Source organism: Thalassovita aquimarina (genome assembly GCF_018219815.1).
GTDB classification, from domain to species: Bacteria; Pseudomonadota; Alphaproteobacteria; order Rhodobacterales; family Rhodobacteraceae; genus Thalassobius; species Thalassobius aquimarinus.
Genome location: NZ_JADMKU010000005.1, coordinates 92,910 through 115,276 on the forward strand (window position 1 = coordinate 92,910; position 22,367 = coordinate 115,276).

Sequence of the window (22,367 nt, forward strand, 5' to 3'; positions counted from 1 at the left end):
TTTGCAGGGCAAGGTAGGCCCGATGTTTTCCGACTTCCAGCCCCCTAATGCCCGCCGCAGACCGGGCAGTCGGGGCGCTTCTTCAACGCGATCTTTCGGGTCTCGCCCCACAGCGCGTCATAGATCAGCATCTCGCCACGCAGGGGGGCGCCGGCGCCGGTGATCAGCTTGATCGCCTCCACCGCCATGATCGCCCCAACCACGCCGGGCAAGGGCCCGATCACCCCTGCCTCGGCGCAGGACGGCGCGAGCCCGGGCGCGGGCGCTTCGGGGAAAATGCATTGGTAGCAGGGGCCGGATGTGGCGGGGTCGAAAACGCTGACCTGCCCTTCCCATTGCGACAGGGCACCGGAAATCAACGGCTTGCCCAGTTTCGCGGCCGCTGCGTTGGACAGATAGCGGGTGACGAAGTTATCGGTGCCGTCGAGGATCAGATCGTAATCGGCGAACAGGTCTTCCGCCATTTCCGCCTCCAGCCGCCGCTTGTAGGGACGCACTTCCACGAAGGGGTTCTGCGCCTCCATCGCGACCTTGGCGGAAAACACCTTGGCCATGCCGATATCGGTATCGCGGTGGATCACCTGCCGCTGCAGGTTGGAATTGTCGACCTCGTCATCGTCGATCACGCCGATGGTGCCGACACCCGATGCCGCCAGGTACAGCAAAGCGGGTGATCCCAACCCGCCGGCCCCGATCACCAGCACCTTGGCATTCTTCAGCTTCTTCTGCCCCGTCCCGCCGATTTCGCGCAGCACGATATGGCGGGCATAGCGATTGAGTTCTGTTTCGTTGAAGATGCCGGCGGGTTTTTCCGGTTCGGGTTCCGGCTGTGCCCGGTTGCGCGCCCAGCCCAACCCCTGACGATAAACCAGGGCCAGCGCGGCGAAGCCGCCCAGCAGCAGCCAGGGTGCGGCCGACCCGCCGGTGGATTGGCGCAGCCCGTGACCGTCGGGCAGCACCAGATGCAGCGCCACAACGGCCAGCCACAACAGCCCGATCATGCCGCCGCGCAGCGCGTATGGGGCCTTCAGCGCGGCGCCGATGCCCCAAATCGCCGCCGCCATGACGCTGATCAACAGCATCAGCTATGCCCGGTCGAACCGAACCCGCCTGCGCCGCGTTCGGTATCGCTCAGCCCCTCGACGACGGCGAATTGCGCCTGCACCACGGGCGCCACGATCATTTGCGCGATGCGATCACCATGAGAGACGTGGAAGGGTTGATTGCTGGCATTGTGCAGGATCACCCCCACCGGTCCGCGGTAATCGCTGTCGATGGTGCCGGGACTGTTGGGAATGGTGATCCCGTGTTTCAGCGCCAGGCCGGAACGGGGGCGAATCTGGACCTCGTACCCGTTGGGGATCTCGAAGCGCAGCCCGGTCTGGATCACCGCGCGGAACCCCGGCGCGATGGTCATGCCCTCTTCGCGGAAATCGGGGGCGAAATTGGCGCGGATATCGGCCCCGGCAGCACCGGGGGTTTCATAGCTTGGCAAGGGGACAGAACGGTCCGCCCCCTGATCCCAGATGACCGCTATCTGCACCATTTCACGTCTCCTCCAACTTGTCTGCGATCCGCATGGCCAGCCGTTTGGCGACCTCGGCCTTGTTCAGTCTCGGCCATTCCTCGATCCCGTCTTCGCGGATCAGGATGACGGCGTTTTCGGCCCCGCCCATGATCCCGGTTTCGGGGCGCACATCATTGGCCACGATCCAGTCGCACTGTTTGCGGGCGCGTTTCGCCGTGGCATGGGCGATGACATCGTCGGTTTCCGCCGCGAAACCAACGACAAGCCCCGGGCGACCGGTTTCCAACTGGCTGACGGTGGCAAGGATGTCGGGATTTTCGGCGAATTCCAGCACCGGCAATTGACCGTTCTGTTTCTTGATCTTCGACGCGGAGGAGGACGTGACGCGCCAATCCGCCACAGCCGCGGCGAACACCGCCGCGTCGACGGGCAGCGCGTCCTGTACCGCCGCCAGCATTTCGTTCGCGGTTTCCACCGGCACCACGGTGACACCGGCGGGCGGCGGCACGTCGGCCGGACCGGAGACGAAGACCACCTCGGCCCCGAGCGCGGCGAGCGCCGCCGCGATCGCGGTGCCCTGCGCGCCCGAGGACCGGTTGGCGATGTAACGCACCGGGTCGATCGGTTCGTGGGTCGGCCCCGAGGTCACCAGCACCCGCTTGCCGCTCAGCGGTCCGGCGGACAGCGCCCCGGCAATGGCATCGACGATCTGCATCGGTTCGACCATCCGGCCCGGCCCGTATTCGCCGCAGGCCATGTCGCCATTGTCCGGCCCCAGAACGGTGATGCCGTCCTGTCGCAGGGCCGCCAGGTTACGCTGCGTCGCCGGGTGCTGCCACATCCGCACATTCATCGCGGGCGCGATCATCACCGGCGTGTCGGTCGCCATCAGCAGGGTCGAGGCCATGTCATCGGCATGACCGCCCGCCATCTTCGCCATCAGGTCGGCGGTGGCCGGGACCACCACGACCAGATCGGCCACGCGCGACAGCTGGATATGGCCCATCTCGGCCTCGTCCGTCAGGTCGAACAGGTCGGTATAGGCCTTTTCCCCCGCCAGCGAAGACACGGTCAAGGGCGTGACGAATTCCTGCGCCGCGCGGGTCAGGACCGGGGTGACCGCCGCGCCGCGTTCGCGCAGCCGGCGGATCAGTTCCGGCACCTTGAAGGCCGCGATACCGCCGCCGACGATCAACAAAATGCGCTTTCCGCTCAGCATTTCATCCCCCCAAATCCCGTTTGTCCGGGACAGTATGCATGTCGCGGAAGAGAGACAAGAGCGGCTTAACGGAACGCAGCGCAAGGATCGGGACGATCCACGGAGGGTGCGTCGATCACCGCGTCGAAACTGCCTTCGGGATCGTTGCCATCCTCGGACTGTCCGATGGAGGAGAGAGCGAGGCCGGGCTGCAGCTGTTTCAGATAGGCGGGCACCGCCCAATCGGTCCGGGCATGGCCGTTGCCGGTGATCACCACCACCGGGCCGCCGGTTTCGGTCAGTGCCCGAAGCGTCGTGCGGGCGATTTCGGCGTCGCGCAGCCGCTGCAGCGCCACCATCTTCGGCAGCAGGTCTTCGGGCAGGGCATCGCAATGTGCTTTCCTTTGCAGGTCATGCCTTGCCTCAAGCTGATCGTCGGGCAATGGCCGGTCCAGCCCGTAGGACGCAGCGTCGGCCCCGAAGCTTTCCACGATGCCGGCCTCGAACGCCGCCCGCGCCGCATCGCGCGGCACCCCGGCGCCATAGATTGCGGCCTCCGGGGCGGCCTGCATGATCTGATAATACATGGAGAAATCGGGCCAGCCGCTGTTTTCCCAGTCAAGCGTGTCGGCCAGCGCCTCCCGATCGGCGCGCAGGTCATCGGTGATACGCCCCGCCTGGTCGGGGCTCAGCATTTCGAAGACAAGCGCTTTGGGGGCAACCGCTCGGGCCAGACGCGCCTGAGTTTCGTGATGTGCGGGATTGTCATGCACTTCGCCAAGAATGACGACGTCACGCCACCGCAGCAGGTCCTCGACAGGACCGGCGGGAGCCGTCCCCGGCAGCACCGATACCGCGGCCAGGGTCAATGCAAACAGCAAAGGTTTCTTCATAGAAGAAAGTCTTGCACCTCGCGGCTTTCCTGTTCCAGCCGTTTCTTCATCTTCGTCAGGGCCGCCGCTTCCAGCTGCCGCACCCGTTCCTTGCTCAGGCCAAGTTCGATCCCCAGCGATTCCAAGGTCCGTGGCGGTTCCTTCAGCTTGCGTTCGCGGATGATGAATTGCTCGCGTTCGTTCAGGCTGCCGATCGCGTCGACCAGCCATTGCCGCAGCGTCCGGATATCATGCTGATCCTCGATGATTTCGGCCGCGTCGGCGCCGTCGTCTTCCAGCGTGTCGATCCATTCGCGGCCTTCGTCCTCAGCGCTTTGCGTCGCGTTGAGGGAAAAGTCCGATCCCGCCAGGCGGCCTTCCATCATTTCGACATCACGCAGGGGCACGCCGACTTCCATCGAAATCGCCTGCCGCAACTGATGCCGGTCAAGCTCCTCGCCCCGAGACTGCGCTTCGCGCTCCAGCTGGGCCTGAACCCGGCGCATGTTGAAAAACAATGTTTTCTGCGACGAGGTCGACCCGGTACGCACCATCGACCAGTTGCGCATCACGTAATCCTGGATCGATGCCTTGATCCACCAGACGGCATAGGTGGAAAAGCGCACGCCGCGATCGGGGTCGAATTTGTCCGCCGCCTTCATCAGCCCCAGACCCGCTTCCTGGATCAGGTCATTCATCGGCGCGCCATAGCGCTTGAACTTCGATGCCATGGAAATCGCCAGCCGCATATAGGCATTGATCAGGCGGTGCAGCGCCTGTTCGTCCCGGTGATCCCGCCAAGCACAGGCCAGTTGCCGTTCAGTTTCCGCGTCCAGTAGCTCGGCCTTCATGGCCTTGCGGGACAGGGAGACGTCATTTGGTGCATCAAGTGCCATTCCAATTCCCCCACAAATCTATCGGGCGCTTTGGCGCCACGTCTTGTTTCATTACATGTGGGAATGATACGCACGGCAATATGCGCCAGATCACAATAAGGTGTGCGGAAAATGCAGAATAAACTGACCTTGGTGATTGGCGGGGCTGGGTCCGGAAAATCTTCCTGGGCGGAAAACTTCGTGTTTCAAAGCGGTTACGACAGAATCTACATCGCCACCGCACAGCCCTGGGATGACGAGATGCAGGCCAAGATTCAGGCCCATCAACGACAGCGCGGCCAAAATTGGCATACGGTCGAGGCGCCGATGGACGTCGCCGCCCCCCTGTCCGAGGCCCGTCCCGATCAGATCGTTCTGCTTGATTGCGCCACCATGTGGCTGTCCAATCACCTGCTGGCGGAGTCGGAACTGGCACAGGAAGAGGACCGTTTGATCGCCGCCCTGACCGCCTGCCGCGCCCCGATCGTGGTGGTCACGAACGAAGTCGGCATGTCGGTGGTGCCCGAAAACGCCCTTGCCCGTCTGTTCCGTGATGCGCAGGGCCGGGTGAACCGCCGGATTGCCGAAAAGGCCGATCTTGTCGTCGCGGTGATGGCCGGCCTGCCGCTGGCGCTGAAGGGACAATTGCCATGAGCCGGTTTTTCTGGGTCCGCCACGGCCCTACCCATGCCAAGACCATGGTCGGCTGGTCGGACCTGCCCGCCGACCTCAGCAACAGCGCGCAACTGGCCCGGCTTGATGCCGCCTTGCCGAGCGACGCGCTGGTGGTGTCCTCGGACCTGATCCGGGCCGTGGCAACCGCCGACGCCATCGCCGGCAACCGTTCACGGCTGCCGCACGATCCCGACCTGCGGGAAATCCATTTCGGCGACTGGGAACTGAAGCGGTTCGACGAAGTCGAGGACACCGCCCATATCCGGTCGTTCTGGGAAAACCCCGGCGATGTGCGCCCCCCCGGCGGCGAAAGCTGGCACGAAGTGACCGCGCGTGTCGATCGTGCCGTATCACGGCTGATCAACGACAATCCCGGCCGTGACATCGTCGCCGTCGCCCATTTCGGCGTGATCCTGACACAGTTGCAGCAAGCGCTGAAAATCGGCGCTTACGAAGCGTTTTCTCACCGGATCGACAACCTGTCCCTGACGGAATTGCACTGGGACGGGACGGGTTGGCAGGCCCGGAGATTCAATCAAAATTTGTGATTAATACGCGAACAAATATTTTATTTAGTGATATATTTTTAAAGGCTATTCTGGATCGAACCGCATTTATCGGAGATCACGGAATGTCCTATCAACTCTATATCGGTGACCAGAGCTTTTCCAGCTGGTCCTTGCGCGGCTGGCTGATGCTGGAAAAATTCGGCCTGCCCTATGAGACCCATCTTGCCGGGCTTTACAGCAGCACGTTTCAGCAGGACCTCGCCGGGCTGTCGCCGGCCCATCTGGTGCCGGTTCTGAAAACCCCCGAGGGCACGGTGATCGGCGAAACCCAGGCCATCGCGGAAGAACTGAACAGCCGCCATCCCGAATTGCAGATGTGGCCCGAAGACCCCGCCGCCCGCGCCTTCGCCCGCTGGATTTCGGCCGAAATGCATGCCGGTTTCGCCGTCCTGCGTGCCGAATGCCCGATGCAGCTTTTGCATCAATACGCGGGCTTCGCGGTGTCCGACACGCTGCGCGCCGATCTGGACCGGCTGGAACTACTGTGGACCAAGGCGCGCGAGGATTTCGGCGCCGAAGGCCCGTGGCTGTTCGGGCGCTATTCGCTGGCCGACTGTTTCTATGCGCCGGTTGCGGCGCGGATCGCCGGCTATGACCTGCCGGTCGGCGATGTTGCCAGCTACTATGTCGCCACCACCCTTGCCGATCCCGCGTTCCAAAGCTGGCGCGCGGCGGGGCTGGAGAAATCCTACGACCCGGTGCCCTACGCGATGGACCTTCCGACGAAGGTCTGGCCCGGCGCCTGAACAGGGTAAATCCGTATTAACCAATCCTAAAGCGCTGCCCCGTTACCGTTGATTTTCCGGTTCAAGGCGGGGGTTACATGGTTGCACGGGCCTACACGGTGGCGTTCGAAGGGGTTTCTGCCCGCCCGGTCGAGGTGCAATGCGCCGTCACGCCGGGGCTGCCCGCCTTCGCCATCGTCGGCCTGCCGGACAAGGCGGTGTCGGAAGCCCGCGACCGGGTGCGCAGCGCGCTCGGATCGCTGGCCATCGCGCTGCCGTCGAAGCGGATCACCATCAACCTGTCGCCCGCCGACCTGCCCAAGGAGGGCAGTCATTTCGACCTGCCGATCGCGCTGGCGCTGCTGGCGGCGCTGGAAATCATTCCCGCCGATGCCGCCGAAACCACCACCGCCTTGGGCGAACTGTCTCTGGACGGGACCCTGATCCCGGTGATCGGCGCCCTGCCCGCCGCGATGTCCGCGGCCGAGGAAGACAGAACGCTGTTGTGCCCCAAGGCGTCGGGCGCCGAGGCCGCGTGGGTCGGCGCCTGCCAGGTGATCGCGGCGCCGGGGCTGGCCGACGTTGTACGCCACTATACCGGGCAATCGCCCCTGACCCCGGCGCAACCGGGCGAGGTGGTGCCGGACCGGACCGGGCGTTGCCTGCGCGATGTGAAGGGACAGGAACGCGCCAAGCGGGCGCTGGAAATCGCCGCCGCCGGGATCGGGCAAGTCGATGCTGGCCGCGCGCATTCCCGGCATGCTGCCGCCGCTGACCGCCGCCGAGGCGCTGGAAACCTCGATGGTGCATTCTCTGGCCGGGCTGCTGGACGAGGGCGGGATTTCCCGGGTGCGCCCATTCCGCGAACCGCATCACACCGCGTCGATGGCGGCCATTGTCGGTGGCGGGCGCGGCGCGAAACCGGGGGAAATTTCGCTGGCCCACAACGGTGTTCTGTTCATGGACGAATTTCCCGAATTTCCCCGCACCGTCCTGGAAACCCTGCGCCAACCGATCGAGACCGGCACCGTCATGGTGTCGCGTGCCAATGCCCATGTGCAATACCCCTGCCGCTTCATGCTGGTCGCCGCCGCCAATCCGTGCAAATGCGGCCACCTGACCGACCCGGGACGCGCCTGCAACCGTGCCCCCAATTGCGGCGAGGATTACATGGGAAAGATCAGCGGCCCGCTCCTGGACCGGTTCGACCTGCGGATCGAGGTGCCCCCGGTCGCCTATACCGATCTCGACCTGCCGCCCTCGGGTGACAGTTCGGCGCAGGTGGCGGATCGCGTCGCCGCCACCCGGCAGCTGCAGGCCGACCGTTTCACGGATATCGAGGGCGTGACGCTCAATGCCGAGGCCGAGGGCGAACTTCTGGAACGCATCGCAACCCCGGATGCCGAGGGCAAGGACCTGCTGGGCAAGGTGGCCGAACGGTTCGGCCTATCCGCGCGCGGCTATCACCGGGTGCTGCGGGTGGCCCGCACCATCGCCGATCTCGAAGCGTCGGAAACCGTGCGGCGGCATCACGTGGCCGAGGCGATCAGCTACCGCATCCTGTCGCTGCAGGATGGGTGATCCTCGCGGCCATGCCGCCGTGGATCAACCGCGCTTGGCCTCGATCGCTTCCCAGATCTTCTGCGCCGTGTTGGTGCCGTCGAACCGTTCCAGTTCTTGGATACCGGTGGGCGAGGTCACGTTGATTTCGGTCAGGTAATCGCCGATCACGTCGATACCAACGAAAATCTGTCCCTTCTCACGCAAAAGCGGCCCGATCCGGGCGCAGATTTCCAGATCGCGCTCGGTCAGGCCGATCTTTTCAGGCCGGCCGCCGACATGCATGTTCGACCGCGTTTCGCCTTCCGCCGGAACCCGGTTGATCGCGCCCACCGGTTCACCGTCGACAAGGATCACCCGCTTGTCGCCGGCGCTGACATCGGGCAGGAATTTTTGCACGATCAGCGGTTCGCGGCTGAACCCGGTGAACATCTCGTGCAGAGAGGCCAGGTTGCGGTCGCTTTCGGTCAGCCGGAACACCCCTGCACCGCCATTACCGTAAAGCGGTTTGAGGATGATGTCGCCGTGCTTTTCCTTGAAGGCACGGATGGTAAACAGATCGCGCGCGATGGTGGTCGGCGGGGTCAGGTCGGGGAAATCCAGCACCAGCAGCTTTTCGGGATAGTTGCGCACCCAGAACGGATCGTTGACCACCATCGTGTGCGGGTGCACCCGCTCCAGCAGATGCGTGGTGGTGATGTAGAACATGTCGAAGGGCGGATCCTGACGCAGCCAGACCACGTCGAAATCGGACAGGTCGACCTCTTGTTCTTCCCCCAGGGAGAAATGATCTCCCTCGACCCGGCGCACCGTCAGCGGCCAGCCGCGCGCGATCACCCGTCCTTCCTGATAGGACAGGCAGTCGGGGGTGTAATAGAACAATTCATGTCCACGCGCCTGCGCTTCCTCGGCGATCCGGAAAGTGCTGTCTGCATTGATGTCGATCGGCCCGATCGGGTCCATCTGAAAAGCGATTTTCATCTTCATCCCTCGCGTCGATGTCGCCACTTACATGGCGCAACCATCCGCAAAGGGCAAATCAGAAATGCCCAAAAGCGTTTTCAAGGACCTCGATCGCGCCTGCGCCATCGACCAGGGCGACGTCGAAACGCAGGTCGGTCATCTGCGACAGTTCGCGATGGGCCAGGTATTCCTCGGCCGCCGAACGCTTGTCCCCGCTGCATCTGCGCCGGGGACAAGCGTTCGGCGGCACGGGCGAAGGACCGGCTTTTCTTCACTTCGACAAAGATAAATCCGTCGCCATCGGCAAAAATCAGATCCACCTCGCCGCTGCGCCCGCGCCAGCGCGTTTCTGCCAATACATATCCGCGCCGCAGGTAATCCGAAGCCACCTGGTCTTCGGCCGCCCGGCCCGAAAGACAGGCCACCTGCCCGCGCATCGCCTTTTGCGCAGACGGCGAAAAAGGCTCCCGTCCGTAATCTACCGCCATCTGAAACCCTTTCCTGTCAGCTGCGATCCAGCTTCAGGGCCATTTGATAGATCTTGCGCCGCGGCAGCCCGGTTTCAGCCGCCAGCCGGTCCGACGCATCGCGCACGCTGAGGTCCTGCAGCAACGTATGCAACATGACTTCTAGGTCAGATTCGCCAATATTCGGTAAACGCGGACGGTCCACCAGCACCACGATTTCACCCTTGAGGCTGCGTTCCCTGCAGGTTTCGGCCAATTCGCCGAGAGTGCCGCGCAACACCTCTTCGAACTTCTTGGTCAGTTCGCGGCAGACGGCCGCTTCGCGGTCGGGGCCCAGGACCTCGGCCGCATCGGCCAGCATCGCCGCGACCCGTTTCGGGGATTCGTAGAAGGCCAGCGTTCCCGGCACGTCCCGGACCGCTTCCAGCGCGCTGCGCCGCTGGCCCTTCGCATTGGGCAGGAAGCCCGCGAAGAAGAACCGGTCGGTGGGCAGCCCGGCCAGGGTCAGCGCGGTGATCACCGCCGAAGGCCCCGGCGCGCTGGTCACCGGATGGCCTGCCTCGCGCGCGGCGCGGGCCAGATCGAAACCGGGATCGGCGACCATCGGCGTGCCCGCTTCGGAGGCATAGGCCATCGATTTGCCCTCCTCCAGGAGCGTCAGCAGGCGCGGACGCATCTGGGCGCCGTTATGGTCGTGATAGGACAGCACCGGGCGGTCGCCCAAGGGCACGCCATGGATGTCCATCAGCTTGCGCAGGCTGCGGGTGTCCTCGGCCACCAGAACATCCGCGGAGGCCAGAATATCAAGCGCCCTGAGCGTGATATCGCGGGCGGTGCCGATCGGCGTCGCCAGCAGGTAGAGCCCGGGCGCAAGTTTTGTCTGTTGCAGATTCACCACTGGACCCTAACCTCACTGTGTTTATTATTCCCGGCAAAGACCCAAGGCGGTTTCACCGCCGGTCACCAAGGAGTCATTTCATTTATGTTCGCCGTTTTCAAAGCCGCCCGCAAGGCAATCGCCCAGCTTGCCGTTTTCCTGTCCGTAATCGTTCTTGCCGCATGTGAACCGACCGGGTTCGGCACCGGTCCCTCGATCAACACCTCGGCACCGGTGCCGGTGGCGCTGCTGGTGCCCAGCGGCAGCCAGAACAGCGGCGACGACCTGCTGGCGCAAAGCCTTGAAAACGCGGCCCGACTGGCGATCTCGGACCTCGACGGGGTCAATATCGACCTGCGGGTCTATGCGACCGCCGGCGAACCGGCGCAGGCCCGGGCGATGGCGATCAAAGCGGTAAATGACGGCGCCAAGATCATTCTCGGCCCGGTTTACGGTGAATCCGCCAACGCGGCGGCCGTCGCCGTTGCCTCGCGCGGGGTCAACGTGCTGTCCTTCTCCAACAACACCACCATCGCCGGCGGCAACCTGTTCATCCTCGGGCCGACCTTCCAGAACACCGCCGACCGGCTGGTGTCCTTTGCCGCCGCGCAGGGCAAGGGCCGTATCGTGGTCGCCCATGACAATGGCGTTGCCGGCCAACTGGGCCGCAATGCCGTCGAAAACGCGGCCATCCGCAGCGGTGCCACACTCGTCAACGCGGTGCCCTACGAACGGTCGCAGAAGGGCGTCATCGACGCGATCCCGGCGATCCGCGACGCGGTGCGCGGCGGGGCGGATTCGGTATTCCTGACCGCCCTGACCGAAGGCGCGCTGCCGCTGCTGACCCAGTTGCTGGACGAATCCGGCGTCGATCCCGAAACCACGCAATATATCGGCCTGACCCGCTGGGATATACCGCCGCAGACGCTGGAATTGCCCGGCGTTCAGGGCGGCTGGTTCGCACTGCCCGACCCGACCATGACCCAGCGCTTTTCCAGCCGCTACACCGCCGCCTTCGGCACCGCGCCGCATGCGATCGGCGGGCTGTCCTATGACGGCATCGCCGCCATCGGCGCGCTTGTCCAGTCCGGCCAGAGCGATGCGCTGACCGCAGGCGCCCTGACCCAGGGCGCCGGTTTCCAGGGCGTCAACGGCATTTTCCGCCTACTCGGCGACGGCACCAACGAACGCGGCCTCGCGGTCGCTCAAATCCAGAACAAGCGGGTGGTGGTGATCGATCCGGCCCCCCGCAGCTTCGCCGGAACCGGCTTCTAAACGAACAGAAGATCGTACATGCCCAACTTTCCAAATCCGCCGGACAGGATGATCTGTCCGGCGAACGCCATCTTCGATATCGACGCCGTGATGCAGCGGATCGCCGCCGCAGCAGCAAGCGCCGGCGACGAAGCCGCGATCCGCGCCGCCGTGATGCCGATCCTGATGGACGCGCGAAAAACCGGCATGAAACGCATCGCCGAGGCCTTCGGCGCCGATCCCTTTGCCGCCCGTCCCACCACCCGCGCCTATACCTGGCTGACCGACTGCATCGTCATCGCCACTTTGGACGTGGCGACGCGGCACATGCACCCGCGCCCCGACGGCGATGCCGAAGACCGGCTCAGCCTCGTCGCGGTCGGCGGCTACGGGCGTGGGGAAATGGCGCCCTATTCGGATGTGGACCTACTGTTCCTGACTCCGACCAAGATCACCGACTGGGCCGAGAAGGTGATCGAAAGCATGCTCTACCTGCTGTGGGACCTGCGGCTGAAGGTCGGCCATGCCTCGCGCACGGTCCGCGACTGCCTGAAGCTCGGGCGCGAGGATTTCACCATCCGCACCGCGCTCTTGGAGCACCGGTTCCTGGCCGGCGACGCGGCGCTGGCAGGCGAACTGGCGGCCCGGTTGTCTTCCGACCTGTTCCGCAATACCGCGCCGGAATTCATCGAGGCGAAGCTGGCCGAACGCGATCAGCGCCATGAACGCCAGGGCGGCCAGCGTTACGTGGTCGAACCCAACGTGAAGGAAGGCAAGGGCGGATTGCGCGACCTGCAATCGCTGTTCTGGATCGCGAAATACCTGCACAACGTGCAGAAAGTCGAAGACCTGGTGAAACTGGACGTTTTCACCGAGGAGGAATTCGAAACCTTCAAGGACGCCGAGGATTTCCTCTGGGCGGTGCGCTGCCATCTGCATCTGCTAACCAACCGCGCCTCGGACCAGTTGACCTTTGACCTGCAGGTCGAAGTCGCCGAACGAATGGGCTACGAGGACAAGGGCGGGCGCCGCGCGGTCGAGCATTTCATGCAGGACTATTTCCGCCACGCCACCGAAACCGGCGACCTGACCCGCATCTTCCTGACCAAGCTGGAAGCGATGCATGTCAAAAGCGAACCGCTGCTGGAACGCATTTTCCGCCGCACCCGGCGGGTCAAGAAGGGCTACAAGGTCGTCCATGGCCGCCTGGCGGTCGAGGACGAAGACGCCTTCCTGGCCGACAAGATGAACCTGCTGCGGGTGTTCGAAGAGGGCCTGCGCACCGGCATGCTGATCCATCCCGACGCGATGCGGCTGGTGAAGGCCAACCTGCACCTGATCGACGACGAGATGCGGGGCGACAAGGAAGCGCGCCGCATCTTCCTTGACCTGATGCTGAAACACGGCAACCCGGAACGGGCGCTGCGGCGGATGAACGAACTGGGTGTTCTGGCCGCCTTCATTCCCGAATTCGAACCGATCGTGGCGATGATGCAGTTCAACATGTACCACCATTACACGGTGGACGAACACACGATCCAATGCATCCGCAACCTGTCGGAAATCGAACATGGCGAGTTGGTGGAATCGCTGCCGCTGGTCAGCGGCATCCTGAAGGAAGGCGTCAACCGCAAGGTGATCTATGTCGCGCTGCTGCTGCACGACATCGGCAAGGGCCGGACCGAGGATCATTCGATCCTCGGCGCCCGGATCGCGCGCAAGGTCGCCCCCCGCCTGGGGCTGAACAAATCCGAATGCGAAACGGTGGAATGGCTGGTGCGCTATCACCTGCTGATGTCGGACATGGCGCAGAAACGCGATATTTCCGACCCGCGCACGGTGCGCGATTTCGCCAAGCTGGTGAAGACGCGCAAGCGGCTCGACCTGCTGACCGTGCTGACCGTCTGCGACATCCGCGGCGTCGGTCCCGGCACCTGGAACAACTGGAAAGCCGTGCTGCTGCGCCAGCTGCACCGCGACACCGCGGTGGCGTTGGAACACGGGCTTGAGGAGCTTAACCGTAAGACCCGCGGCGCTGAGGCGCGCAAGCTCCTGCGCGAAGCGCTGGATGGCTGGGACCCGGCGGCGCTTCGGGCCGAAACCGGGCGGCATTACCCGCCCTATTGGCAGGGGCTCGACACCAACACCCATGTGATCTTCGCCAACCTGCTGCGCGACATCCCCACCGACGAGGTGCGCATCGACCTGCACCCGGACGAAGACCGGGACGCCACCCGCGCCTGTTTCGCGCTGGTCGACCATCCGGGCATCTTTTCGCGCCTGGCCGGCGCGCTGGCGCTGGTCGGGGCCAATGTCGTCGACGCCCGCACCTATACGTCGAAGGACGGCTACGCGACCGCTGTGTTCTGGATCCAGGACGCCGACGGCCATCCGTTCGAGGAATCGCGCCTGCCGCGCCTGACCCAGATGATCCACAAGACCCTGCTGGGCGAAATCAAGACCTCCGAAGCGATGCGGTCCCGCGACAAGATCAAGAAACGCGAACGCGCCTTCCGGGTGCCGACCTCGATCACCTTCGACAATGAAGGATCGGATATCTACACCATCATTGAGGTCGATACCCGCGACCGGCCCGGCCTGCTGTTCGACCTGACCCGGACGCTGGCCGCCAACAACGTCTATATCGCCAGCGCGGTGATCGCAACCTATGGAGAACAGGTGGTGGACAGCTTCTATGTCAAGGACATGTTCGGGCTGAAGTTCCATTCCGAACCGCGCCGCAAGACGCTCGAAAAGAAACTCCGTGCCGCCATCGACAAAGGCGCGGAAAGGGCCAGATCGTGAAACCGATCCGTCTGGTATCCGGCTTCCTGACCGTGGGCATGTGGACCATGGCCAGCCGGATCTTGGGATTCGTCCGCGACGCGATGATCCTGAGCTTTCTCGGCACCGGCCCGGCCTATGAGGCCTATGTCGTGGCCTTCCGGCTGCCCAACATGTTCCGCCGCTTCTTTGCCGAAGGGGCGTTCAACATGGCCTTCATCCCGCAATATTCCAAGCGGCTGGCGGGCGAGGGCGAACAGGATGCCGACGCTTTCGCCAGCCAAGCCTTTGCCGGGCTGGCGTCGATCCTGATCCTGCTGACGCTGCTGGCGCAGCTGACCATGCCTTGGCTGATCTTCGGGCTGGCGTCGGGCTTTGCCGGACAGGACCAGTTTGACCTGGCGGTGGTGTTCGGGCGGATCGCCTTTCCCTACATCCTGTTCATATCGCTGGCCGCGCTGCTGTCGGGGGTGCTGAACGCCCATGGCCGGTTTGCCGCCGCTGCCGCAGCGCCTGTGCTGCTGAACATGCTGGTGATCGGGGCGATGACCCTGGCGGTGGTGTCCGGGTGGGATATCGCCTGGGCACTAATCTGGACGATCCCGGTCGCCGGGGTGGCACAGATGGTGCTGGTCTGGATCGCCGCCAAGCGGGCCGGGTTCATCCTGACCCCGATGCGGCCGCGCTGGTCGCCGGACATGCGCCGCCTGGTACGGGTCGCGGTGCCCGCCGCTCTGGCCGGGGGCGTGGTGCAGGTCAACCTGCTGGTGGGGCAGCAGGTGGCGAGCTACTTCGACCGCGCGGTGGGCTGGCTCTATACCGCCGACCGGCTGTACCAGCTGCCGCTGGGCGTGGTCGGCATCGCCATCGGCATCGTGCTGCTGCCCGATCTGTCGCGGCGGCTGAAGGAAAACGACGAGGAAGGATCGCGCGACGCGCTGAGCCGCGCCGCCGAAATATCGCTGTCCCTGACCATCCCCGCCGCCGTCGCGCTGATCGTCATCCCGCTGCCGCTGGTGTCGGTGCTGTTCGAACGCGGCAAGGCCACCGCCGATGACAGCGCCGCCATTGCGCAAGCGGTGGCGATCTACGGGCTGGGCTTGCCCGCCTTCGTGATGCAGAAAATCCTGCAACCGCTCTATTTCGCGCGCGAAGACACCCGCACACCGTTCCGGTACGCGCTTGTCGCCATGGTGGTGAATGCGGGTATCGCCATCGGGCTGGCCTTCTCCATCGGCTGGCTCGCCGCGGCCATCGCCACCACCGTTGCCGGCTGGGTGATGGTCGGACTGCTGTCGATGGGCGCACGCGGTTTCGGCGACGTGGCGCGGTTCGACGCGCGGTTCCACGCCCGGATCCTGCGTATCATCGCGGCCTCCCTGGCGATGGGCGCGCTGCTGTGGGCGGGCATCGTGCTGCTCACGCCGTTTCTCGGCATGGCCGGCATCCGCTACGCGGCGCTGGCCGTTCTGGTCGTCCTCGGCATCGTCGGCTATTTCGCCATCGGCCACCTCATCGGCGCCTTCCAGCTGGGCGAATTCAAACGCGCCATGCGCCGGGGCGGCAGATCGTGATCCTCAGCGGTGGCGCAGCCGGTCGCGCATGCGCCGCCAACCGCCCGGGATGACGAAGACCGACAGCGTGAAACCTGACACGAAACCGCCGATATCGGCGACCCAATCCGGCTGACTGCCGAACAGCAGCCCGAAAACCAACTGGATCCCCATCAGAAATCCGATCAGGGAAAACGCCCGTGTCTGCGTCTCGCCCAGCTGCCCCAGCCGCAGCCACAGCAGGTAAGTGAAGGCCCCGATCAGACCATAGGCGCCGGGAAACGCCCCGATCAGAGGAACCCGCGAATCCACCAGCAGCCCATAGGCCAGCGCCCCGGTCACGGCAGAAAGCACGAACACCGCCAGAACCGCCAACTGGCTGAACACCTCGCCGACCATCTTGCCCAGGGCCAGCACCATCACCCCGGCGAAAAGCGCCTGGGTGAAACTGACATGGATCAAGGCGTAGGACAGGAGCCGGATCACGTGTTCGGCCGGCCAGCGCCCATTCGCCACCATCCAATCGAAGATCTCGCCGGAAAACGCATAGCGCTGCACCGCCTCAAGCCGCCAGCCCACCGCGTCGGCACCGCCCAGGATGCCGCGCGCGCCCAGCTGGAGAACCGCCTCGATCCCGATGATCACCAGGAACAGTGCCGTCACGACGGGCGGCAGGGGATTCACGGGGCTCATATTGTCACTGCTCATCGGGCTCTCCTTGACGGGGCATTGGGGCATGGGTAAGCCAGCCGCACTGATAAATCCAGACGGAGATACACCCATGTCGGATGCGGTCCAAACGCAATCCACCCCGAACGCCGCTTTCACCCCGCGCGTGTTTTCGGGCATCCAGCCCTCAGGCAACCTGCACCTGGGCAACTATCTCGGCGCACTCAAGCGCTTTGCCGACGCCCAGGAACAGGGCATCGAATCGATCTACTGCATGGTCGACCTGCACGCGATCACCGTCTGGCAAGACCCCGCCGACCTGGCCCGCGCCACCCGCGAGCTTTGCGCCGGGTTCATCGCCGCCGGCGTCGATCCGGAAAAATCGATCCTGTTCAACCAGAGCCAGGTGCCCGAACACACCCAGATGGCGTGGATCTTCAACTGCGTCGCCCGGATGGGCTGGATGCAGCGTATGACTCAGTTCAAGGACAAGGCCGGCAAGAACGCGCAGAACGCCTCGCTGGGCCTGTTCGCCTACCCGGCGCTGATGGCCGCCGACATCCTGGTCTACCACGCCACCCACGTGCCCGTGGGCGAGGACCAGAAACAGCATCTTGAACTAACCCGCGACATCGCCACCAAGTTCAATCACGACTACGGCGTCGATTTCTTCCCCATCACCGAACCGGTGATCGAGGGCGCGGCGACCCGCGTGATGTCGTTCCGCGACGGCACCAAGAAGATGTCGAAATCGGACCCCTCGGACATGAGCCGGATCAACCTGACCGACGACGCCGACGCCATCGCCAAGAAGATCCGCAAGGCCAAGACCGATCCCGATCCGCTTCCCGACAGCCTCGAAGGGCTACAGGACCGCCCCGAGGCCATGAACCTCGTTAACATCTACGCGGCGCTTGCCGATCTGACACCCGAACAAGTGATCGCCGAACATGCCGGTCAGCAATTCGGCACGTTCAAGCCGTCGCTTGCCGATCTCGCCGTGGCCAAGCTGTCACCGATCTCGACCGAGATGTCTCGGTTGATGCAGGATCAGGGCGAAATCGACCGCATCCTCGGTCGTGGCGCCGAACGGGCGCGCGAAATCGCCACGCCGATCCTGCAGAAGACCTACGACATCGTCGGCATGATCCGGTCGTGATCCCTTCCCCCCGGGGCCTTCTTCTTTTCGAAAAATATCCTCGGGGGTGAATTGGCCGCAGGCCAAGAGTGGGCAGACCGCCCCCTCCGCCTCATCCGAATTTCACAAACAACCTGGCATAGGGTTTCTTCAGCCCCGCCACGGCGGCGCGGACCGCCTCCCGGTCGCCGGCGCGGGCGGCGTCCAGAACCGCTGCGACGGACGCCTCGAAGGCCTTGGACAGTTTCGCATAATCCGCATTCCCCGCCGCGTCCTTCGGCGGTCGCGCCAGAAGGTCCCCGGCCAGAAAGGACAAGACGGCCGCCCGTTCGCGCAGCAGGCCGAGCGTGTCCGCATCCAGCACCGACAGGTCCATTACCAGCACTTGTTCCATCGCCGCGTGATAGGCGTTCATCCGGTCCGAAAAGGTTTCGATCCCGTTGCGCGCATGCATCTCGCCCAGCAGGTCACGCACCCGTTCCAGCGTCTCGTGCGCCGCGGGCAGTTCCCCCGCCGCGACCTGTTCGCCGGCCCGCCGGATCGCCGCCGACACGGCCGACATCGTGTCCGACCATGCGGGATCCTCGGAAAACGTCGGCGGCGGCGTTTCGCCGTAGCGCCCGGCGAATGCGTCCCACGCTCCGGCGAAGGCCGTCATCGCTTTGGCCAAGGCCTCCGCCTGCCCGGTATTGGTCTGGAACAGCGCCGCGCGGTAGCGCGCGTAGGTTTCGCGATAGGTCGTTTTGAATTCACCGACCGGCCCGGCCAGGACCGGACCCGACAGGATCGTCCCCAGCATGACCGCCGCAATCACGTTCTTCATTTCAAACATCCTCAAGCGGCCCAAGGCGCTGCCCCCCATGTCCGATCGCGCGGCCGGGACCCCGGTTCAGATCAACCGCACCCGGGTGCCGATCTTCACCAATGCGTACAGGTCCGCGATCATCTCGTTATAAAGCCCGATACAGCCGTCCGAAGACCGCCGTCCGATCTTGCGCGTGTCATGCGTGCCATGGATCCGGTAATATTGCCAGCTGAGATAAAGCGCATGGGTGCCCAGCGGGTTCGTCGGCCCGGCCGGGATCACCCGCGGCAGGCTCGGGTCGCGTTCGCGCATCGACGGCGTCGGGGTCCATGTCGGCCCCTCCTTCTTGCCCACGACCTCGGTATAGCCCAGCTTGGTCAGCTCCTCGCTCATGGGAACCGATGTCGGGTAGATCCGGTACACCGATTCATCCGAGTTCCAGAAATGCAGCGCCCGCGATGCCGTGTCAGCGACGATCAATCCCCTGCCCAGATCGTCGAAATGATCGCGCCAGTCCACGCGCTTGAAGCTGGAAACATTGTGCCGGGTCGTCTGGACCGCCAAAGCCGGGCTGGCCAGTCCGGCCAGGCCCGCGGCAAGAATAGACCGGCGTGTGATCGTCGAAGTCATCGCTATCCCCTGTAGTCCTTTTCCGGGCCCAATTTGGACAGAATCATCGCGTTCGCAAATCACAATGAGGTGTGGCGCCAGCGAATCCGCGCCGCCATGTCCAGGGGCCTGTGCCTCGTCATTCTACGGTATGGACCTTCCCCGCACGCCACCCTAGGGTGCGCCACGAAGGAGATGACAATGGCACTTAGCAACACTATCCGCACGTATTTCAAAGGCACTTGGCATCAAGGCGATTACCCGGTGATCAACGCCGCGGATCATGGTGCCTGGCTCGGCAGCACCGTGTTCGACGGGGCGCGGTTCTTCGACGGGCTGACGCCGGATCTCGACGCCCATTGCGCGCGGGTGAACCGGTCGGCAAAGGCGCTGATGATCGAACCCACCGTCGCGGACGCGGACATGGTCGAGCTGGTACAGGAAGGCCTGCGCGGTTTCGACAAGGACACCGCCGTCTATATCCGTCCGATGTACTGGGCGATCAACGGCGACAGCACCGGCATCATGCCCGAGGGCGGCGAAACCGGCTTCGCGATCTCTCTCGAAGCAGTGCCGATGGCCCCCTCAGATGCCTCCACCACGCTGACCCGCACCCGGTTCCGCCGCCCGGTGCTGGAAAACGCCGTCTGCAATGCCAAGGCAGGCTGCCTGTACCCCAACAACGCCCGCATGATCGCCGAGGCGAAATCGAAGGGCTTCGGCAATGCCCTGGTTGCCGATGCGATGGGCAATGTCGCCGAAAGCGCCACCGCCAACGTCTTCATGGTCCGCGACGGCGAAGTGTTCACGCCGATCGCCAACGGCACCTTCCTGGCCGGGATCACCCGCGCGCGGCACATCAAGAACCTGCGCGAAGACGGCTACACCGTGCATGAAACCGTGCTGACCTTCGAAGATTTCGAACAAGCGGACGAAGTGTTCCTGTCGGGCAACATGTCCAAGGTCACCCCGGTTTCGGCCTTCGACGACACCCGCTATGAGCTTGGCCCGGTGGCCAAGCGCGCGCGTGAACTCTACTGGGACTGGGCGCATTCCGCCGCCTGAGATCTTCGGGAAACGCGACAGCCGGGCCTTGGCCCGGCTGAAGCAGGCAGTTGGCTAGAGTTCGTCCAGCAGCCCCCGCGCCGCCGCCTCGATCAGGTCCAGCGCTCCGTCGAAATCGCGGGTGTAATAGGGATCGGGCACCTCGGATACGCCCCAATCGGCATATTCCGCGAACAACCGCACCGGCGTGTCACTTCCTGCCGGGCGCAGCCGCTCGATATCGGACAGGTTGTCCCGGTCCATCGCCAGGATCAGGTCGAACCGGCCGAAATCGGCAGGGCTGAACTGCCGCGCCCTCAGGTCCGACAGGTCCACCTGCCGCGCGCTGGCGGCCTCCTGCATCGGACCGTAGGGCGGTTTTCCCCGGTGCCAGTCGGCGGTACCGGCGCTGTCCAGCGCCAGATCAGGCGCCAATGCCCGCATCACCCCCTCAGCGGCAGGCGAACGACAGATATTACCAAGGCAGACAAACAAGATACGGCTGGTCATGACAGGCTCCTTCACGGCACACTGTCTACGGCAAGGAGGCGAAATGAAAAAGATCGTTATTCTAACCGGGGCGGGCATTTCCGCCGAAAGCGGGCTGGGAACCTTCCGCGACGAAGGCGGGCTCTGGGCGCAGCACCGGATCGAGGACGTGGCGACCCCCGAAGGCTTCGCGCGCGATCCGCAGCTGGTGCATGATTTTTACAACGCGCGCCGCGGGCAGGCGGGCAGCGCCCGGCCCAACGCCGCCCACGCGGCGCTGGTGCGACTGGAATCCGAACACCCGGCCGAGGTGGTGATCGTCACCCAGAATGTCGACGGGCTGCACGAAGCGGCAGGGTCCAAAGCGGTGATCCACATGCACGGGCGGCTGTCCGCCGCGCTATGCGCGGCCTGCGAACACCGTTGGGACGCGCCCGAAGCGATGCGGCCCGACGATTCCTGTCCCGCCTGCGGCGCGGCGGACAGCCGGCCCGATATCGTCTGGTTCGGCGAAATGCCCTACCACATGAGCGCAATCTGGGACCACCTGCGCGAGGCCGACCTGTTCGCCGCTATCGGCACCTCGGGCGAAGTCTATCCGCGGCCGCCGCCTTCGTGCAGGACGCCGACCGCCACGGGGCGCATACGGTTGAACTCAACCTCGCCCCCTCCTCGGTGGTGTCGGTTTTTTCGGAAACCCGTTTCGGAAAGGCGACGGAAATCGTGCCGCAATGGGTCGATAACCTGCTGCGGGGCTGAAACGAAAACAGCCGGGCAGAAGCCCGGCTGTTCGCGATGACAAGAACGGCCGGTGGACCGGCCGCCAGATCAGTTCGACGGCTGGCCCATTTTCATCATACCGTGCATCGGCTTACGGTTCAGGTCGACCGGCACCTCGACGGTAACGTCGCCCGCCTTTTCGAATTTCAGGGTCAGGTTGACGATATCACCCTGTTCCAGGGCATCGTTCAGGCCAAGGAACATCACGTGCTTGCCGCCGCGCTGCATGGCGATCATGCCATCCTTGGGCAGATCGAAGCCCTCTTCCACATGCACCATCTTCATCACGCCGTTGGCGTCTTCCAGGTGGGTGTGCAGTTCGACACGCTCGGCCACGTCCGAGCTGACTGAAACCAGGTGATCGTCCTGGCCGGTGTGGTTGTGGATCATCATGAACGCGGCGCCCGAGTTCGACATCATCGAGGATGCGCGGGCATAGGGGTCTTCGACCATGATGCCTTCGGCGAAAGCGGGCAGGGCGAAAGCGGTGGCCGCAACGGCGGCGAAGAGTGCATTTTTGAACGACATGAGTCGGTCCTCTTTTCTGACGATTTGGATTTCTAAAGGTTGGATGAGGTCAGAAAAGAACGGGCGGCCCGCGCGCGATGGCCGGAACGGCGCCGCCGACGGGCATGGAACGGCCGGTGTCGATTCGCAACGTGATCGCCTGCCCCAAGGGACGCGTGAAATGGACAGGCGGTTGATCATGGAACGCGAAGATCGACAGCGCGCAATCCGGGCAGATATGCGGGCGCCCGACCGGTTGGCCGTCTTCGTCCACCAGCACCGATATCGGGCCGCTGCCGGCACACAGAACGATTTCGCCGGCGGCATTGGGCATACCGCGCGCGACCGCCATCGACTGACCGGTCAGGGTCAGCATCAATGCCAGCAAAAGGGCAACATATGGGCGCAACACGGATTTCATGCGAA

General features: G+C 64.3%; 22 protein-coding genes and 3 pseudogenes. 10 read left to right on the forward strand and 15 right to left on the reverse strand.

Annotated elements, in window-relative coordinates; translation table 11 throughout:
* Positions 1-44: 44 nt before the first annotated feature.
* The 5 genes from IT775_RS07500 to IT775_RS07520 form a co-directional block, all read right to left on the reverse strand.
* Positions 45-1,082, reverse strand: a complete 1,038-nt coding sequence (locus IT775_RS07500; protein ID WP_212700473.1) for a HesA/MoeB/ThiF family protein — start codon at positions 1,080-1,082, stop codon at positions 45-47.
* The gene (gene dut, locus IT775_RS07505) at positions 1,082-1,546 is read right to left on the reverse strand and encodes a dUTP diphosphatase (protein ID WP_212700474.1); all 465 of its coding nucleotides are present in this window, start codon (positions 1,544-1,546) and stop codon (positions 1,082-1,084) included. Before dut ends, IT775_RS07500 begins: the two co-directional genes overlap by 1 nt.
* A gap of 1 nt (position 1,547) precedes the next feature.
* Entirely contained in the window at positions 1,548-2,747 is a 1,200-nt protein-coding gene (gene coaBC / locus IT775_RS07510) for a bifunctional phosphopantothenoylcysteine decarboxylase/phosphopantothenate--cysteine ligase CoaBC (RefSeq protein WP_212700475.1), read from the reverse strand.
* Positions 2,748-2,812: 65 nt separating this feature from the next.
* The gene (locus IT775_RS07515; RefSeq protein ID WP_212700476.1) at positions 2,813-3,619 is read right to left on the reverse strand and encodes a ChaN family lipoprotein; all 807 of its coding nucleotides are present in this window, start codon (positions 3,617-3,619) and stop codon (positions 2,813-2,815) included.
* Positions 3,616-4,494 carry an RNA polymerase factor sigma-32 gene (locus tag IT775_RS07520; RefSeq protein ID WP_212700477.1) on the reverse strand — a complete coding sequence of 293 codons (879 nt, stop codon included), beginning with the start codon at positions 4,492-4,494 and terminating at the stop codon, positions 3,616-3,618. The genes IT775_RS07515 and IT775_RS07520 overlap by 4 nt, the downstream gene beginning before the upstream one ends.
* 111 nt (positions 4,495-4,605) lie before the next feature.
* Between IT775_RS07520 and cobU the strand changes: the two genes are divergently transcribed.
* From cobU to IT775_RS07540, 4 genes and pseudogenes are all read left to right on the forward strand, one after another.
* The gene (gene cobU / locus IT775_RS07525; RefSeq protein WP_212700478.1) at positions 4,606-5,127 is read left to right on the forward strand and encodes a bifunctional adenosylcobinamide kinase/adenosylcobinamide-phosphate guanylyltransferase; all 522 of its coding nucleotides are present in this window, start codon (positions 4,606-4,608) and stop codon (positions 5,125-5,127) included.
* Positions 5,124-5,696: a histidine phosphatase family protein gene (locus IT775_RS07530; RefSeq protein ID WP_212700479.1), complete on the forward strand. Its 573-nt coding sequence runs from the start codon at positions 5,124-5,126 to the stop codon at positions 5,694-5,696. The genes cobU and IT775_RS07530 overlap by 4 nt, the downstream gene beginning before the upstream one ends.
* An 83-nt stretch (positions 5,697-5,779) precedes the next feature.
* Complete coding sequence (locus tag IT775_RS07535) at positions 5,780-6,463, forward strand: glutathione S-transferase (protein ID WP_212700480.1); 684 nt, start codon at positions 5,780-5,782, stop codon at positions 6,461-6,463.
* A gap of 77 nt (positions 6,464-6,540) precedes the next feature.
* Positions 6,541-8,023 (forward strand): annotated as a pseudogene (locus IT775_RS07540) (YifB family Mg chelatase-like AAA ATPase).
* Positions 8,024-8,047: 24 nt separating this feature from the next.
* On the opposite strand, the gene gshB reads toward IT775_RS07540, so the two are convergent.
* The 4 genes and pseudogenes from gshB to rsmI form a co-directional block, all read right to left on the reverse strand.
* Positions 8,048-8,983, reverse strand: coding sequence for a glutathione synthase (gene gshB / locus IT775_RS07545; protein WP_212700481.1), 936 nt, complete (start codon positions 8,981-8,983; stop codon positions 8,048-8,050).
* Positions 8,984-9,041: 58 nt separating this feature from the next.
* Positions 9,042-9,215: a PDDEXK family nuclease gene (locus IT775_RS21560; protein WP_343231121.1), complete on the reverse strand. Its 174-nt coding sequence runs from the start codon at positions 9,213-9,215 to the stop codon at positions 9,042-9,044.
* Between the two features lie 22 nt (positions 9,216-9,237).
* Positions 9,238-9,453: pseudogene (locus IT775_RS21565) on the reverse strand (YraN family protein); the annotation flags it as partial.
* A 16-nt stretch (positions 9,454-9,469) separates the two neighbouring features.
* Positions 9,470-10,327 carry a 16S rRNA (cytidine(1402)-2'-O)-methyltransferase gene (gene rsmI, locus IT775_RS07555; protein WP_212700668.1) on the reverse strand — a complete coding sequence of 286 codons (858 nt, stop codon included), beginning with the start codon at positions 10,325-10,327 and terminating at the stop codon, positions 9,470-9,472.
* A gap of 87 nt (positions 10,328-10,414) precedes the next feature.
* Here rsmI and IT775_RS07560 point away from each other — a divergent pair, with 87 nt between their 5' ends.
* From IT775_RS07560 to murJ, 3 genes are read left to right on the forward strand one after another with little or no spacing between them, the layout of a single operon-like run.
* Positions 10,415-11,584 (forward strand): penicillin-binding protein activator, encoded by a 1,170-nt coding sequence (locus IT775_RS07560; RefSeq protein ID WP_212700482.1) that lies wholly within the window; start codon positions 10,415-10,417, stop codon positions 11,582-11,584.
* Positions 11,585-11,602: 18 nt separating this feature from the next.
* Positions 11,603-14,368: a [protein-PII] uridylyltransferase gene (locus IT775_RS07565; protein ID WP_212700483.1), complete on the forward strand. Its 2,766-nt coding sequence runs from the start codon at positions 11,603-11,605 to the stop codon at positions 14,366-14,368.
* Positions 14,365-15,921 carry a murein biosynthesis integral membrane protein MurJ gene (gene murJ, locus IT775_RS07570; protein WP_212700484.1) on the forward strand — a complete coding sequence of 519 codons (1,557 nt, stop codon included), beginning with the start codon at positions 14,365-14,367 and terminating at the stop codon, positions 15,919-15,921. The genes IT775_RS07565 and murJ overlap by 4 nt, the downstream gene beginning before the upstream one ends.
* 3 nt (positions 15,922-15,924) lie before the next feature.
* On the opposite strand, the gene IT775_RS07575 is transcribed toward murJ, so the two are convergent.
* Positions 15,925-16,608, reverse strand: a complete 684-nt coding sequence (locus tag IT775_RS07575; RefSeq protein ID WP_212700485.1) for a rhomboid family intramembrane serine protease — start codon at positions 16,606-16,608, stop codon at positions 15,925-15,927.
* 73 nt (positions 16,609-16,681) lie between these two features.
* Here IT775_RS07575 and trpS point away from each other — a divergent pair, with 73 nt between their 5' ends.
* Positions 16,682-17,728, forward strand: coding sequence for a tryptophan--tRNA ligase (trpS, locus tag IT775_RS07580; protein ID WP_212700486.1), 1,047 nt, complete (start codon positions 16,682-16,684; stop codon positions 17,726-17,728).
* A 91-nt stretch (positions 17,729-17,819) separates the two neighbouring features.
* Here the strand turns inward: trpS and IT775_RS07585 are convergent, their stop codons facing one another.
* The gene (locus IT775_RS07585) at positions 17,820-18,530 is read right to left on the reverse strand and encodes a hypothetical protein (RefSeq protein WP_212700487.1); all 711 of its coding nucleotides are present in this window, start codon (positions 18,528-18,530) and stop codon (positions 17,820-17,822) included.
* A 66-nt stretch (positions 18,531-18,596) separates the two neighbouring features.
* Entirely contained in the window at positions 18,597-19,142 is a 546-nt protein-coding gene (locus IT775_RS07590) for a L,D-transpeptidase (RefSeq protein WP_212700488.1), read from the reverse strand.
* A 180-nt stretch (positions 19,143-19,322) separates the two neighbouring features.
* Between IT775_RS07590 and IT775_RS07595 the strand changes: the two genes are divergently transcribed.
* Positions 19,323-20,186, forward strand: a complete 864-nt coding sequence (locus tag IT775_RS07595; protein WP_212700489.1) for a branched-chain amino acid aminotransferase — start codon at positions 19,323-19,325, stop codon at positions 20,184-20,186.
* A gap of 54 nt (positions 20,187-20,240) precedes the next feature.
* Here IT775_RS07595 and IT775_RS07600 read toward each other — a convergent pair whose 3' ends face one another.
* The gene (locus IT775_RS07600; protein WP_212700490.1) at positions 20,241-20,675 is read right to left on the reverse strand and encodes a low molecular weight protein-tyrosine-phosphatase; all 435 of its coding nucleotides are present in this window, start codon (positions 20,673-20,675) and stop codon (positions 20,241-20,243) included.
* 43 nt (positions 20,676-20,718) lie between these two features.
* On the opposite strand from IT775_RS07600, the pseudogene IT775_RS07605 reads away from it, so the two are divergent.
* Positions 20,719-21,413 (forward strand): annotated as a pseudogene (locus tag IT775_RS07605) (NAD-dependent deacylase).
* 69 nt (positions 21,414-21,482) lie between these two features.
* Here IT775_RS07605 and IT775_RS07610 read toward each other — a convergent pair.
* Together IT775_RS07610 and IT775_RS07615 are read right to left on the reverse strand one after the other, a co-directional pair.
* A complete protein-coding gene (locus IT775_RS07610; protein ID WP_212700491.1) occupies positions 21,483-21,962 on the reverse strand; it encodes a copper chaperone PCu(A)C in 480 nt (159 codons plus the stop codon).
* Positions 21,963-22,011: 49 nt separating this feature from the next.
* Positions 22,012-22,362: a hypothetical protein gene (locus IT775_RS07615; protein WP_212700492.1), complete on the reverse strand. Its 351-nt coding sequence runs from the start codon at positions 22,360-22,362 to the stop codon at positions 22,012-22,014.
* Positions 22,363-22,367 lie beyond the last annotated feature (5 nt).

What these genes read in the sequence shown, in the direction of transcription:
- IT775_RS07590 (WP_212700488.1), bottom strand. Translation starts at nt 19,142, where the DNA reads ATGACTTCGACGATCACACGCCGGTCTATTCTTGCCGCGGGCCTGGCC.
- IT775_RS07515 (WP_212700476.1), bottom strand. Translation starts at nt 3,619, where the DNA reads ATGAAGAAACCTTTGCTGTTTGCATTGACCCTGGCCGCGGTATCGGTG.
- gshB (WP_212700481.1), bottom strand. Translation starts at nt 8,983, where the DNA reads ATGAAAATCGCTTTTCAGATGGACCCGATCGGGCCGATCGACATCAAT.
- IT775_RS07565 (WP_212700483.1), top strand. Translation starts at nt 11,603, where the DNA reads ATGCCCAACTTTCCAAATCCGCCGGACAGGATGATCTGTCCGGCGAAC.
- dut (WP_212700474.1), bottom strand. Translation starts at nt 1,546, where the DNA reads ATGGTGCAGATAGCGGTCATCTGGGATCAGGGGGCGGACCGTTCTGTC.
- IT775_RS07535 (WP_212700480.1), top strand. Translation starts at nt 5,780, where the DNA reads ATGTCCTATCAACTCTATATCGGTGACCAGAGCTTTTCCAGCTGGTCC.
- IT775_RS07610 (WP_212700491.1), bottom strand. Translation starts at nt 21,962, where the DNA reads ATGTCGTTCAAAAATGCACTCTTCGCCGCCGTTGCGGCCACCGCTTTC.
- IT775_RS07530 (WP_212700479.1), top strand. Translation starts at nt 5,124, where the DNA reads ATGAGCCGGTTTTTCTGGGTCCGCCACGGCCCTACCCATGCCAAGACC.
- trpS (WP_212700486.1), top strand. Translation starts at nt 16,682, where the DNA reads ATGTCGGATGCGGTCCAAACGCAATCCACCCCGAACGCCGCTTTCACC.
- cobU (WP_212700478.1), top strand. Translation starts at nt 4,606, where the DNA reads ATGCAGAATAAACTGACCTTGGTGATTGGCGGGGCTGGGTCCGGAAAA.
- IT775_RS07595 (WP_212700489.1), top strand. Translation starts at nt 19,323, where the DNA reads ATGGCACTTAGCAACACTATCCGCACGTATTTCAAAGGCACTTGGCAT.
- coaBC (WP_212700475.1), bottom strand. Translation starts at nt 2,747, where the DNA reads ATGCTGAGCGGAAAGCGCATTTTGTTGATCGTCGGCGGCGGTATCGCG.
- IT775_RS07560 (WP_212700482.1), top strand. Translation starts at nt 10,415, where the DNA reads ATGTTCGCCGTTTTCAAAGCCGCCCGCAAGGCAATCGCCCAGCTTGCC.
- IT775_RS07575 (WP_212700485.1), bottom strand. Translation starts at nt 16,608, where the DNA reads ATGAGCAGTGACAATATGAGCCCCGTGAATCCCCTGCCGCCCGTCGTG.
- IT775_RS07585 (WP_212700487.1), bottom strand. Translation starts at nt 18,530, where the DNA reads ATGAAGAACGTGATTGCGGCGGTCATGCTGGGGACGATCCTGTCGGGT.
- IT775_RS07500 (WP_212700473.1), bottom strand. Translation starts at nt 1,082, where the DNA reads ATGCTGTTGATCAGCGTCATGGCGGCGGCGATTTGGGGCATCGGCGCC.
- IT775_RS07615 (WP_212700492.1), bottom strand. Translation starts at nt 22,362, where the DNA reads ATGAAATCCGTGTTGCGCCCATATGTTGCCCTTTTGCTGGCATTGATG.
- IT775_RS07520 (WP_212700477.1), bottom strand. Translation starts at nt 4,494, where the DNA reads ATGGCACTTGATGCACCAAATGACGTCTCCCTGTCCCGCAAGGCCATG.
- IT775_RS07600 (WP_212700490.1), bottom strand. Translation starts at nt 20,675, where the DNA reads ATGACCAGCCGTATCTTGTTTGTCTGCCTTGGTAATATCTGTCGTTCG.